12 protein-coding genes, 1 pseudogene and 1 riboswitch are annotated in these 11,706 nt (G+C 71.1%); of the genes and pseudogenes, 5 read left to right on the top strand and 8 right to left on the bottom strand.

Annotated elements, in window-relative coordinates; genetic code table 11:
• The 3 genes and pseudogenes from NT132_RS09485 to glyA form a co-directional block, all read right to left on the bottom strand.
• A pseudogene (locus tag NT132_RS09485) lies at nt 1-296 on the bottom strand (hydroxyatrazine ethylaminohydrolase); the annotation flags it as partial.
• Nucleotides 297-468: 172 nt separating this feature from the next.
• The gene (locus NT132_RS09480; RefSeq protein ID WP_297787777.1) at nt 469-1,353 is read right to left on the bottom strand and encodes a bifunctional methylenetetrahydrofolate dehydrogenase/methenyltetrahydrofolate cyclohydrolase; all 885 of its coding nucleotides are present in this window, start codon (nt 1,351-1,353) and stop codon (nt 469-471) included.
• A 93-nt stretch (nt 1,354-1,446) separates the two neighbouring features.
• The gene (glyA, locus tag NT132_RS09475) at nt 1,447-2,721 is read right to left on the bottom strand and encodes a serine hydroxymethyltransferase (RefSeq protein WP_297787775.1); all 1,275 of its coding nucleotides are present in this window, start codon (nt 2,719-2,721) and stop codon (nt 1,447-1,449) included.
• A 34-nt stretch (nt 2,722-2,755) separates the two neighbouring features.
• A riboswitch (ZMP/ZTP riboswitch) is annotated at nt 2,756-2,840 on the bottom strand.
• Between the two features lie 45 nt (nt 2,841-2,885).
• Between glyA and NT132_RS09470 the strand changes: the two genes are divergently transcribed.
• The 4 genes from NT132_RS09470 to NT132_RS09455 are packed head-to-tail and all read left to right on the top strand — an operon-like array spanning nt 2,886 to nt 6,600.
• Nucleotides 2,886-4,409: a beta-N-acetylhexosaminidase gene (locus NT132_RS09470; protein WP_297787773.1), complete on the top strand. Its 1,524-nt coding sequence runs from the start codon at nt 2,886-2,888 to the stop codon at nt 4,407-4,409.
• A gap of 39 nt (nt 4,410-4,448) precedes the next feature.
• The gene (locus NT132_RS09465; RefSeq protein ID WP_297787771.1) at nt 4,449-4,820 is read left to right on the top strand and encodes a YrdB family protein; all 372 of its coding nucleotides are present in this window, start codon (nt 4,449-4,451) and stop codon (nt 4,818-4,820) included.
• A complete protein-coding gene (locus NT132_RS09460; protein WP_297787769.1) occupies nt 4,817-6,175 on the top strand; it encodes an FAD-linked oxidase C-terminal domain-containing protein in 1,359 nt (452 codons plus the stop codon). The genes NT132_RS09465 and NT132_RS09460 overlap by 4 nt, the downstream gene beginning before the upstream one ends.
• Complete coding sequence (locus tag NT132_RS09455) at nt 6,172-6,600, top strand: NUDIX domain-containing protein (protein ID WP_297787767.1); 429 nt, start codon at nt 6,172-6,174, stop codon at nt 6,598-6,600. The genes NT132_RS09460 and NT132_RS09455 overlap by 4 nt, the downstream gene beginning before the upstream one ends.
• Nucleotides 6,601-6,607: 7 nt before the next feature.
• Here the strand turns inward: NT132_RS09455 and nagB are convergent, their stop codons facing one another.
• From nagB to NT132_RS09430, 5 genes are all read right to left on the bottom strand, one after another.
• Complete coding sequence (gene nagB, locus NT132_RS09450; RefSeq protein ID WP_297787765.1) at nt 6,608-7,387, bottom strand: glucosamine-6-phosphate deaminase; 780 nt, start codon at nt 7,385-7,387, stop codon at nt 6,608-6,610.
• Nucleotides 7,380-8,300: an ROK family protein gene (locus tag NT132_RS09445; RefSeq protein WP_297787763.1), complete on the bottom strand. Its 921-nt coding sequence runs from the start codon at nt 8,298-8,300 to the stop codon at nt 7,380-7,382. Before NT132_RS09445 ends, nagB begins: the two co-directional genes overlap by 8 nt.
• 22 nt (nt 8,301-8,322) lie before the next feature.
• The gene (locus NT132_RS09440; protein ID WP_297787761.1) at nt 8,323-9,180 is read right to left on the bottom strand and encodes a carbohydrate ABC transporter permease; all 858 of its coding nucleotides are present in this window, start codon (nt 9,178-9,180) and stop codon (nt 8,323-8,325) included.
• Nucleotides 9,177-10,136, bottom strand: a complete 960-nt coding sequence (locus NT132_RS09435; RefSeq protein WP_297787759.1) for a carbohydrate ABC transporter permease — start codon at nt 10,134-10,136, stop codon at nt 9,177-9,179. The genes NT132_RS09440 and NT132_RS09435 overlap by 4 nt, the downstream gene beginning before the upstream one ends.
• Nucleotides 10,137-10,218: 82 nt before the next feature.
• Entirely contained in the window at nt 10,219-11,436 is a 1,218-nt protein-coding gene (locus NT132_RS09430; protein WP_297787756.1) for an extracellular solute-binding protein, read from the bottom strand.
• Between the two features lie 87 nt (nt 11,437-11,523).
• On the opposite strand from NT132_RS09430, the gene NT132_RS09425 reads away from it, so the two are divergent.
• The coding region (locus NT132_RS09425) for a hypothetical protein (RefSeq protein ID WP_297787754.1) at nt 11,524-11,706 on the top strand (183 nt) is incomplete at its 3' end.

Raw genomic sequence — 11,706 nt, 5'->3', positions numbered from 1 at the left:
GCGGCTGTCGCACCGGTCAGCGATGCATCTATGCCGGCGGCGGCATACGCCGCGGCCATCGTCGGCAGCCAGTCCCGCATGGGCACGCCGCGGGTGCCGGGAAGGGTGCGGAACCCGGTCTGCAGGAGGTGATGGTGAGCGTTCACGAGCCCCGGGGCGACGACGCACCCGGTGACATCGAGGATGTCGCCCGCGGGGGTGTCCGCGATCCGCCCGTCCGCATCGATGACGAGGTCACCGTCGCGTTCGGTGACCTCGTCGATGAGGATGCGGGTCGCCCCGCGCAGTGTCAGCATCCCCCGATGCTCGCAGCCGCACATGACGGCCACGTTTCACCGCCCTACCCGCTCCCCTGTCGCGATCCGCGACCACGACGCACATCGCGCGACAGGCGAGCACGTGTCCGCCCGGCTCCCCTGTCGTGAACCGCGACCACGACGCGCAATACGCGACAGGCGAGCACTCGAGTCAGGCGGATGCGGCGCGCTCGGCGGCCTCGACGACGTTGGTCATGAGCAGTGCCACCGTCATGGGACCCACTCCCCCGGGATTCGGGGACAGGTACCCGGCGACCTCCGCCACGTCGGGTGCGACATCGCCGTACACGCGTGACTTGCCCGTGTCGGGGTCCGGCTCACGCGTGACGCCGACATCGAGCACCGCGGCGCCCGGCTTCACGTTCTCCGCCGTCACGAGGTGCTTCACGCCCGCGGCGGCCACGATGACATCGGCCTCCCGCAGGTAGCGCGGCAGGTCGACGGTGCCGGTGTGGGTCAGGGTGACGGTGGCGTTGATGTCGCGACGGGTGAGCAGGAGGCCGATCGAGCGACCGATCGTGACCCCGCGCCCGACGACGACGACGTGCTTGCCGGTGAGGTCGTAGCCGTTCCGCTGCAGCAGCTCGATCACACCGCGCGGGGTGCACGGCAGGGGCGAGGTGATCGGGGTGTTGACGTTCAGCACCAGCCGGCCGAGGTTCGTCGGGTGGAGGCCGTCGGCATCCTTGTCCGGGTCGATCCGCTCGAGGATGGCATCGGTGTCGATGTGCTTCGGCAGGGGCAGCTGCACGATGTACCCGTGACAGGACGGATCGGCGTTCAGCTCGTCGATGAGCGCCTCCACCTCTTCCTGCGTGGCATCGCCGGGCAGCTCCCGCTGAATCGAGTTCATCCCGATCGCCTCGGACCGCTTGTGCTTCATCCCCACGTACAGCTGGGAGGCGGGGTCGGCCCCCACGAGCACGGTGGCGATGCCCGGGGTGATCCCGCGTTCCTTCAGCGCGGCGACCCGCTCGGTCAGCTCACGGGTGATGGCGGCCGCCGTGGCGACGCCGTCGAGTTTCTGCGCGGTCATGGGTCCTCCTCGTTGATGCCCGATATCACTATGGACGTAGTGATGCGGAACGGCAAGCGGATGCGGAAAACATCCGCCCGCCGATCGACGCGGTTACTGCTGCAGGCCGGGGTACAGCGGGAACGCCGCGGTGAGCGCTGCGACCCGGGTGCGGAGGGCCTCGACGTCGGCGCCGGGCAGCAGCGCGAGCGCGATGATGTCGGCGACCTCCGTGAACTCGGCGTCGCCGAACCCGCGCGTGGCGAGCGCCGGGGTGCCGATGCGCAGACCCGAGGTGATCATCGGCGGGCGCGGGTCGTTGGGCACCGAGTTGCGGTTCACGGTGATGTGGATCTCGTGCAGCAGATCTTCGGCCTGCTTGCCGTCGATCTGCGCGTCGCGGAGGTCGACGAGCACGAGGTGCACATCGGTGCCGCCGGAGCGGAGGGCGATCCCGGCATCCCTCACGTCGGGCTGCGTGAGCCGGTCGGCCAGGATGCGCGCGCCGCGGAGAGTACGCTCCTGCCGGTCGCGGAACGAGTCGGATGCCGCGAGCTTGAACGCCGTCGCCTTCGCCGCGATCACGTGCATGAGCGGGCCGCCCTGCTGACCGGGGAAGACCGCGGTGTTGATCTTCTTCGCGATGTCGGCGTCGTTGGTCAGGATGAAGCCGGACCGTGGGCCACCGATCGTCTTGTGCACGGTCGAGGAGACCACGTGCGCGTGCGGCACGGGGCTCGGGTGGAGGCCCGCGGCGACGAGTCCGGCGAAGTGCGCCATGTCGACCCACAGGTACGCGCCGACCTCGTCGGCGATCTCGCGGAAGCGGGCGAAGTCCAGCTGGCGCGGGTAGGCGGACCAGCCGGCGACGATGACCTTGGGCTTGTGCTCGACGGCGAGGCGATGCACCTCGTCCATGTCGACGAGACTCGTCTCGGGGTCGACGCCGTACGCGACGATGTCGTAGAGGCGGCCGGAGAAGTTGATCTTCATGCCGTGGGTCAGGTGCCCGCCATGGTCGAGCGAGAGGCCGAGCAGGGTGTCGCCGGGGCGGGCGAGCGCGTGGAGCACCGCGGCGTTGGCGGTAGCGCCGGAGTGGGGCTGGACGTTGGCGAACTGCGCGCCGAACAGCGATTTCGCGCGTTCGATCGCGAGCTCCTCGGCGACGTCGACCTCTTCGCAGCCGCCGTAGTAGCGGCGGCCGGGGTAGCCCTCTGCGTACTTGTTCGTCAGCACGGATCCCTGCGACTGCAGGACGGAGACCGGCACGAAGTTCTCGGACGCGATCATCTCGAGATAACTGCGCTGGCGGTCGAGTTCGCGCTCCAGTACCTGGGCGATCTCGGGATCAACCTCGGACAGCGGGGCGTTGAAGAGTGAGTCGGTCATTGCGCCTCCAGGACGACGGCTTGCAGGAAAAGTCCACATCGGCCCAGGCGTGCGGTCGAATGCCGTAGTCGGTCGCTCCCCGGTGGGTACCCACCTCAACGCCAGTCGCGACAGAGCGAGCATACCGGATGCGGTGTGCGCACGGGTTTGTTAGGGTTCCTTACATGCCCGTCGCCGTGCCCGCGCTCGTGCCGTATCCGCGCTCGGTGAGCCCGCAGGACGGCGCGCCGTTCCGGCTGACCCCGGATGCGGCCGTCACCGGGCCCACGGATGCCGTCGCGGACCTGATCGAGGCGATCGCCGCGCGCACCGGCATCCGTCTGACCGCCGAGGCCGATGCCCGCATCAACCTCGATGTCGACGGTCACGGCGCCCCGGAGTCGTACCGGCTCCGGGTCGACGAACACGCGGTGCGGATCACGGGGGCGGATGCGGCGGGGCTCGCTCACGGCATCCGCACCCTGGTGCAGCTGCTCGCGGCCGGGAACGCCGGCTGGACCCTGCCGGCGATCCAGATCGAGGATGCGCCCCGGTTCACGCACCGCGGGCTGATGCTCGACGTCGCCCGACACTTCTTCCCGGTCGAGGTCGTCACCCGGCTCATCGACCACGCCGCGGCGCTGAAGCTCAACGTGCTCCATCTGCACCTGTCCGACGACCAGGGGTGGCGGCTCGCGCTCTCGTCGCGGCCGGAGCTCGTCGAGCGCGCCGCCGGCACGAGCGTCGGCGGCGACCCGGGTGGCCACTACACCGCGGCCGACTACCGCGCGATCATCGCGCACGCCACGCGGCGGCACATGACGGTGATCCCGGAGTTCGACGGCCCCGGCCACACCCACGCGGTCGGGCTCGCCTATCCGGAGCTCGCGGCGGCACCGACGATCACCCCCGGAGTGCTCGACGCCGTGCGGGAATTCGGCGGCGGCACCCCGGCGGCCGGTACGCCGTACACCGGCATCGCGGTGGGGTTCTCGTCGCTCCGGATCGGCACCCCCGAGGTCGCCGCGTTCCTCGCCGACGTGTTCGGCGAGCTGGCCACGATGACCCCCGGGCCGTACCTCCACATCGGGGGCGACGAGGCGCACGGCACCGCCGACGCGGACTACGCCGCCTACATCGGCGGGGTGACGCGCCTGGTCACCGACCTCGGAAAAGTCCCGGTCGCCTGGCATGAGGCCGGGGCCGCCGCCGCTCCCGGCACGATCGGGCAGTACTGGGGCTTCGTCCACGCCGTCACCGGCACCGCCGAGGCCGCCGAGACCACCGCCAGACTCCGCGAGTTCGTCCGCGGCGGGGGGCGTGTCATCCTCTCTCCCGCCGACGCGGTGTACCTCGACATGAAGCCGCGCGCGGACGCGCCGCTCGGGCTCACCTGGGCGAACGGCCCGACGAGCGTGGAGCGGTCGTACCGGTGGGAACCCTCGCGGGCGGTCCCGGGTGTCCGCGAGAGCGACATCCTCGGTGTCGAGGCGGCGCTGTGGACCGAGACGATCCGCACCCGGGAGGACGTCGACGCCATGGTCTTCCCGCGGCTCGCCTCGGCCGCCGAGATCGGCTGGTCGCCCGCCGAGGCGCCGGAGCGCACCTGGGACGGTTTCCGCACCCGCCTCGCCGGGCTCGGCCCCGGCTGGACCGCCGCGGGCATCGGGTTCGACCGCTCCCCCGAGATCCCCTGGGGCGAGGCATGATCGCCACGTCACCCGAGACCCCGCCGGTAGACTGATGCGGTGACAGACCCCACCCCCGAACAGCCCGCCGGCACCCGGCCGCCGCTGACCGCGATCGACCTCGTCGCGTTCCTGTGCGAGATCGTGGCGTTCCTCGTCCTGGCGATCTGGGGCTTCGCGTCGTGGCCGTTCCCGTGGAACATCGTGGCCGGCATCGTCACCCCCGTCGTCGCGATCCTGCTGTGGGCGCTGTTCGTCTCTCCGCGCGCCGTGTTCGCCGTGCATCCCTTCGTCCGTGCGATCGTCGAGCTGCTCGTCTACGCCGCCGCGACCGCCGCCCTCTGGAGCATGGGCCTCGTGTGGGTCGGGCTCGGGTACGCGGTCGTAGCGGTCGCCGTGGGCGTGGTCGCAGGACGCCGCCGCCTGGCATGAGCGACGTCGTCGCGCTCCTGCGCGCCGCCCTGGGCGACCGGGTCGACACGAGCGGGCCGGCCCTCGCCGCCGCTCGCGCGGACAAGTCCGGCCACGCGGCAGCGGGCCTGCCGCTCGCGGTGGTGCATGCCGCCTCCGTCGCGGACGTGCAGGAGACCCTCCGGATCGCGTCGCGTACCGGCACCCCGGTCGTCCCCCGCGGCGCCGGCACGGGACTCGCGGGCGCCGCGAACACCGGCGAGGGCGAGATCTCGCTGTCGCTTCGCGGGATGGACCGCATCCGCGAGATCCGCCCGGACGACCTGCTCGCCGTGGTGGAACCCGGCATCCTCAACGCCGACCTGAACGACAGCCTCGCCGCGCACGGCGTGTGGTGGGCGCCGGACCCGGCCAGCCGCGCCATCTCCACGGTCGGCGGGAACATCGCCACCGGCGCCGGCGGTCTGCTGTGCGCGAAGTACGGCGTGGTGCGCGACGCGGTCCTCGGCCTCGATGTGGTGCTCGCCGACGGGCGCCTGCTCTCGCTCGGTCACCGGAGCGTCAAGGGCGTCACCGGGTACGACCTCACGTCGTTGTTCATCGGCTCGGAGGGGACGCTGGGCGTCGTCGTGGGCGCCACCCTGAAGCTCCGTCGCATCATCGCCGGCGGGCTCTGCTCGCTCGTCGCGATGTTCCCGGACGTGCGGACCGCGGCAGCAGCCAGCGCCGCCGTCACCGCGACCGGCCTCCAACCGGCGATCATGGAGCTCATGGATGCGGCGAGCCTCGCCGCCGTGCACGATCTGCTCGGGCTGGAGCCCCCGCTGGCGGGGGCCGCGCAGCTGACGATCCAGACCGACGGCGTGGCCGCCCGGGACGAGGCGGACGCCATCGCCGCGGTCCTCACCGCGGGGGGCGGCACGGTCGTCGTCTCGGACGACCCGGTCGAGGGCGAGCGGTTGCTGCATATCCGGCGTTCCATGCACCCCGCGATGGAGCGGCTCGGCACCACCCTCATCGAGGACGTGTCGGTGCCGCGCTCGGCCCTCCCCGACATGTTCGACGAGATCGCCCGCATCGAACGCGCGTACGGCCTCGCCATCCCCGCGGTCGCCCACGCCGGCGACGGCAACCTGCACCCGAACTTCGTGTTCGATGGGCCCGACGTGCCCGAGATCGTGTGGCAGGCGGCGAGCGACCTGTTCCGCTCCGCACTGCGCCTGGGCGGCACGCTCACCGGGGAGCACGGCATCGGCGTGCTCAAGCGTCGCTGGCTGGCCGACGAACTCGGCGACGATCAGTGGCAGCTGCAACGGCAGATCAAGTCGGTGTTCGATCCGGCAGGCATCCTCAACCCCGGAAAGGTGTTCGGATGAGCGATCCCGCGGACCCGCTGACGGATGCATCACCCATCGTGCAGGTGAGCGCCGCCGTCGTCACCGACGAGAACGGGCTCGCCCTCGTCGTGCGCAAGCGCGGCGCGGTGGTGTTCCAGCAACCCGGCGGCAAACCGGATCCGGGCGAGGATGCGGTCGACACCGTGCTCCGCGAGATGGCCGAGGAGATCGGCGTACACGCGCGCCGGGAGGACCTGGAGCCGCTCGGTCGATTCAGCGAGGCTGCGGCCAATGAACCGGGCCACCGTGTGGTGGCCGATGCGTTCGCTCTCCGCATCCGCCATGACCAGGCCGTCGCCGCCGCCGAGATCGCCGAGCTCCGCTGGGTGTCTCGCGACGAGATCGACGAGGTGCCGCTCGCGCCGCTCAGCCGGCACCACCTCATCGGGTTCGCCTGGCGGTGACCTGCGGCTACAGCCCCTGCCAGTCGGGCTTGTGCTGCCAGGTCTCGCGATAGTAGCCGGCCAGGCGCAGGCGTCCGGCCGCCGCCTCATCGACGATGACCGTGGCGTGCGGATGCAGCTGCACCGCCGACCCCGGCAGCATCGCTGTCACCGGTCCCTCGACCGCCCGAGCGATCGCGTCCGCCTTGCCCGCACCGAACGCGAGCAGCAGCAGGTGCCGCGCGCGGAGGATCGTGCCGAGTCCCTGCGTGATGCAGTGGCGGGGGACGTCGTCGATGTCGTCGAAGAACCGCGCGTTGTCCTCCCGCGTCTGCCGGGTGAGGGTCTTCACGCGCGTGAGGGAGGCGAACGACGAGCCCGGTTCGTTGAAGCCGATGTGCCCGTCGGTTCCGATGCCGAGAATCTGCAGGTCGACACCGCCGGCGGCCTCGATCGCGGCCTCGTAGTCTGCCCCAGCGTGCTCGATGCCGTCCGGCGCGCCGTTCGGCACGCGTACGCGCGCGGGGTCGAGCCCCAGCGGGGCGACGACCTCACGAGCGATCACGGACCGGTAGCTCTGCGGATGCTCGGGGTCGAGACCGACATACTCGTCAAGGGCGAACCCTCGCACCCGTGACACGTCGACGCCGGCGAGCCGCGGCCGCAGCGCCCGGTACACCGGGAGGGGCGTCGATCCGGTGGCGAGCCCCAGCACAGTGTCGGGCCGGGCGCGGATGAGGCGGGCGATCTCGTCCGCCGCGAGCGCGCCGGCGTCCTCGCGGGAGCCCACGATGATCACTTCAGCCACGGGCGGGCACCTCCTCGGGCGCGGCCTGGCCGCCGATGATCGCGGCGCCGAGCGCCGCCGCAGGTGAGCCCGGTGCCAGCAACCGTACCCGGTCGGCGAGCGCAAGCGACCGGAGGAAGTCGGATGCGGCGGCCCCGGCCCGGAGCTCCTCCCGCACGTCCGCGAGCAACCGGTCGCCGAGCGCGGTCAGTCCGCCGCCGACGACCACCGCATCCACGTCGACGGTGAGAACGAGCAGGCGCACCGCGGCCGCGACCGCCCGTGCCACGTCCGCTCGGAGCCCCCGGGCCACCGGGTCCCCCGCGTCCGCCGCATCGAAGACGTCACGCACCGGCAGCATCCCGCCCCGGCCCCACCGTTCGGCCACCGCCGCACCGCCGGCGAGCGCCTCGATGCACCCTCGCCCACCGCACCGGCACACGGGGCCGTGCGGGTCGATCGAGACGTGCCCCACCTCGCCCGCGGTGCCGCGCCCGCCCCGGTGCACGCGCCCGTCGACGACGATGCCCGCCGCCACTCCGGTGCCGAGGTTCAGATACGCCAGGTCCGTGCTCCCGCCCTCCAGCGCGTGCGCGCCGACCGCGGCCGCCTTTACGTCGTTCTCGATCCGCACCGGCAGGCCCAGCCGCGGCGCGACCGCGCGGGCGAGGTCGAACCGCTCGATGCCGAGGTTCAGTGCATGGGAGACGACCGTGCTCCCCGGCACCACCTGCCCGGGCATGCCGATCCCGACCGAGGTGAACGCTCCCGTGCCGGTCCGCGTCGACAGCGCCGCCACCGCATCCACGATCGTATCGACCACGCCCGCCGCACCCCACGCCGTCGGGCGGCGGATATGGCCGACCACGGTGCCGTCGTCGGTGACGGCCACCGCATCCGTCTTCGTGCCGCCGACGTCGATACCGACCCTCATCCCTCGCACCCCGCGCGCACGGTCAGCCCTTCACCGCGCCGGAGACCAGTCCGCTGGTCATCCGGTGCTGCACGATGAGGAAGAAGACGACGACCGGCACCGCCATGAGGGTGGAGGCCGCCATCACCACGGCCCAGTCGGTCGCCTTCGTGGCCTGGACGAACGAGCGCAGCCAGATGGGCAGCGTCTGCGCCTCGGGGCGGGTCATGATGACGAGGGCGAAGACGAACTCGTTCCACGCCTGGATGAACGCGAACACCCCGGTGGAGATGAGTCCCGGGGCGAGGAGCGGGAAGGTGATGCGCCAGAAGGCACCGGCGCGGCTGCAGCCGTCGATCATGGCCGCTTCCTCGAGCTCCGCCGGCACGCCACCGACGAACCCGCGCAGCGTCCACACGGTGAACGGCAGCACGATGGCGATGTAGACGAAGCTCAGACCCGCGATGGTGTTCAGGAGCGCCCAGCCGTCCAGCACCCGGAACGTGGACACGATCATCGCCTCCGCCGGGATCATCTGGATGACGAGGATCGTGACGATCAGGGCGGAGCGGCCGCGGAAGCGGAACCGGGACAGTGCGACGGCCGCGAGGAAGGCGAAGACGAGTGCCGCGGCGACGGTGATGAGCGTGACAGCGAGCGAGGTGCCGAGCGCGGTGAGGAAGCCGTCGTCCCCGATCGCGGTGGCGAAGTTCCGCAGCGTGAACTGGTCGGGCCACAGATGCGGGGTGGCCGAGCGCACCGCGGATCCGGGCAGCAGCGCGGTGTTCACCATCCAGTAGACCGGGAACACCGAGCAGACGATCACGACGAGCGCGGCGAGGTTCAGCAGGACGCGGCCGGAGCGCCGCTTCGCACGGGGGGTGAGGATGGGGGCGGTCATGCCTTGTCCTCCCGGAGCATGGCGCGGATGTAGTAGCCCGCGATGACGAGCATGATGACGACGAGGATCACCGAGATGGCACCGCCGGCGCCCAGATCACCGGATGCCATCGACACGCTGTAGATGTACACGCCGATCGTGTTCGTCTCCGCCCGCACCCCGCCGATCGTCTGCAGTGCGTAGATCTGCGCGAAGACGCGGAGGTCCCAGATGAGCTGCAGGATCAGGAGCACGACGAGGATCGAGCGCAGGTACGGGAAGATGATGTGGCGGAACCGGCCGAACCCGCCGGCGCCGTCGAGCGCTGCGGCCTCCAGCACCTCGTCGGGCACCTGGGTGAGGGCGGCGTAGACCGAGAACACGACGAACGGCACGGCGCCCCAGGTGATGATGATGGCGGCGACCGCGAAGAAGCTGAGCGGATCGATGAGCCAGCTGTGCCCGGTCCAGTCGGTGCCGGTGACGGCGGTGAGGACGGCGTTGACGAGCCCGGACCGCGTGTCGAAGATCCAGCCCCACACGATGGTCGCCGTGAGCGCGGGCATCGCCCACGCGAGCAACAGCCCGATCGACACGGCCAGCCGCATCCCGGCACCGAGTTTGGTCATCAGCACCGCGATCAGCACGCCCAGGATCATGGTGGCGGTCACGCACACGATGCACAGCACCACGCTGCGCGCCAGGACCAGCCAGAACTGCGTGTCGCCGAGGACCGCGAGGTAGTTGCCGAAACCGATGAACTCGGGCGCCGCGCCGAAGATCTGTGCCCGGCCGAACTCCTGGAACGACATGATCAGCAGCTGCAGCAGCGGCCAGCCGATGAACACCGCGAGCATCACGGCGGCCGGGGTCAGCAGCAGCCACGGGGCGACCGCGGCCGGGCGGCGCCGCGGCGGGATCGGGCGCGCGGACCGTGGCGCGGGGCGCACCGGCAGCGCGGGGGTCTGGACCGCCATGGCGGACCTCCTGAGGGATGCGGGATGGAAGGCGATCGGAGCAGCCCGGTCGTTGAGCGAACTCAACGACCGGGCTGCGTGCTCAGCCGTTCAGGATGGCCTCGATCTGCTCGTCCGCGGCGGCGGCGAGCTCGGCGATGTCGCCCCCGTTCGCGATGTTCACGAACAGGTCCTGCATGATGCCCTGCGCCTCCACGTCCGCCCAGTTGGGCGACGCCGGGGTGAGCTTGGCGTGCGTGGCGGCATCCGCGATCACGGCGGCCAGCTCCGGGGTCGCGGCGGCGACCTTGTCGGCCAGCGACGTCTTGGCGGGCACGAGTCCCGCCTCGGCGAGGATGGTCTGGTAGTCGTCGCTCAGCATGATCTCCAGCGCCTTGCGAGCGAGGTCGGGGTGCGCGGACTTCGCCGCGATGCCGACGTTCGAGCCACCCGCGAACACCTGGGCCGCGCCGCCGTCCGCGCCCGGAAGGGCGAAGTACCCGGTGGTCTCGGCGACCGCCGTCGGCTGCTTGTCCTCATCCGCGATGATCGACCACCACGCCCAGCTGGGTGCCGAGTAGGTCGCCGACTCCTCTGCGGCGAACGGCACCCACCCCTCGGTCTCGTCGCCGTCCTTCGGCGCGAGCGATGCCTCGGTCATCAGCTGCTGCACCTGGGCGAGCCCGGCGAGCGATGCGTCGCTGGAGAGCTGGGCATCCCATTCCTCGCCGTCCTGCACGGCGACCTCGCCACCGTTCTCCCAGATGAAGGGCAGGGCGTTGTACCAGTCCTTGCCCGGGAAGGAGACGCCGGAGACGCCGGGAAGCGCCCCGGCGAGGGTGACGCCGTTCGTGACGTACTCGTCGAGGGTGGTGGGTACCGCCACGCCGGCCTGCTCGTACATGCTCGTGTTGTAGAACACCACGCGGGCGCCGGAGTAGTACGGGGCGGCGTAGAGCGTGCCGTCCCAGGTGCCGGCCTCGACGAACCCGGGCAGCAGGTCGTCACCGCCGAGGTCGTCGACGATGTCATCGAGGCTGAGGAGGGCGCCGCTGGAGGTGAATGCGGCCGCCTGCGTGTTGCCCATCTCGACGATGTCGGGGCTGTCGCTGGAGGACAGGCTGGTGGTGAGCTTGTCGACCAGCCCGGTCCACTGCTGTTCTTCGATGACCAGGGTGGAGCCGGGGTTCTCGTCCTCGAACGTCTTCGTCAGATAGTCACGGGCATCCTGCGGGGTGTCCGTTCCGACGAGCCAGACGCGGATCTCGGCGTCGCCGTCGGTGTCTGATCCGCTCCCGCCGGCGCAGCCGTTCCCCGCCACCTTCGAAGCCTGCCGCGACGGCGTCAAGACGGGCGGGCGCCGAAATCGTCCGGGGCGTCGCCGTCGGCGTGACGTAACGGAGGGTACATGCTTGTGGTTGCAGGACTTCGGCGATTTTTGCCGCATTCGCTCAAAGAGCTTGCGGTGCAGCACCGACAGGCTATCGTCGCGCCATATGGGAGACCGTTTCGCCGAGCAGGCCGGAACCACCGGTGGCCGCGGATCAACGTCAAGCGGGATATGATGGCCACCGACAAAGAACCGACCGTC

It is taken from the genome of Microbacterium sp. (assembly GCF_026393345.1).
Taxonomy (GTDB): domain Bacteria; phylum Actinomycetota; class Actinomycetes; order Actinomycetales; family Microbacteriaceae; genus Microbacterium.
The sequence above is the reverse complement of the archived record's forward strand: the minus strand, read 5'-3'. Positions and strand labels throughout refer to the sequence as shown.

What these genes read in the sequence shown, in the direction of transcription:
- NT132_RS09445 (WP_297787763.1), bottom strand. Translation starts at nt 8,300, where the DNA reads ATGAGGGTCGGTATCGACGTCGGCGGCACGAAGACGGATGCGGTGGCC.
- NT132_RS09460 (WP_297787769.1), top strand. Translation starts at nt 4,817, where the DNA reads ATGAGCGACGTCGTCGCGCTCCTGCGCGCCGCCCTGGGCGACCGGGTC.
- NT132_RS09440 (WP_297787761.1), bottom strand. Translation starts at nt 9,180, where the DNA reads ATGACCGCCCCCATCCTCACCCCCCGTGCGAAGCGGCGCTCCGGCCGC.
- glyA (WP_297787775.1), bottom strand. Translation starts at nt 2,721, where the DNA reads ATGACCGACTCACTCTTCAACGCCCCGCTGTCCGAGGTTGATCCCGAG.
- NT132_RS09455 (WP_297787767.1), top strand. Translation starts at nt 6,172, where the DNA reads ATGAGCGATCCCGCGGACCCGCTGACGGATGCATCACCCATCGTGCAG.
- NT132_RS09435 (WP_297787759.1), bottom strand. Translation starts at nt 10,136, where the DNA reads ATGGCGGTCCAGACCCCCGCGCTGCCGGTGCGCCCCGCGCCACGGTCC.
- NT132_RS09470 (WP_297787773.1), top strand. Translation starts at nt 2,886, where the DNA reads ATGCCCGTCGCCGTGCCCGCGCTCGTGCCGTATCCGCGCTCGGTGAGC.
- NT132_RS09480 (WP_297787777.1), bottom strand. Translation starts at nt 1,353, where the DNA reads ATGACCGCGCAGAAACTCGACGGCGTCGCCACGGCGGCCGCCATCACC.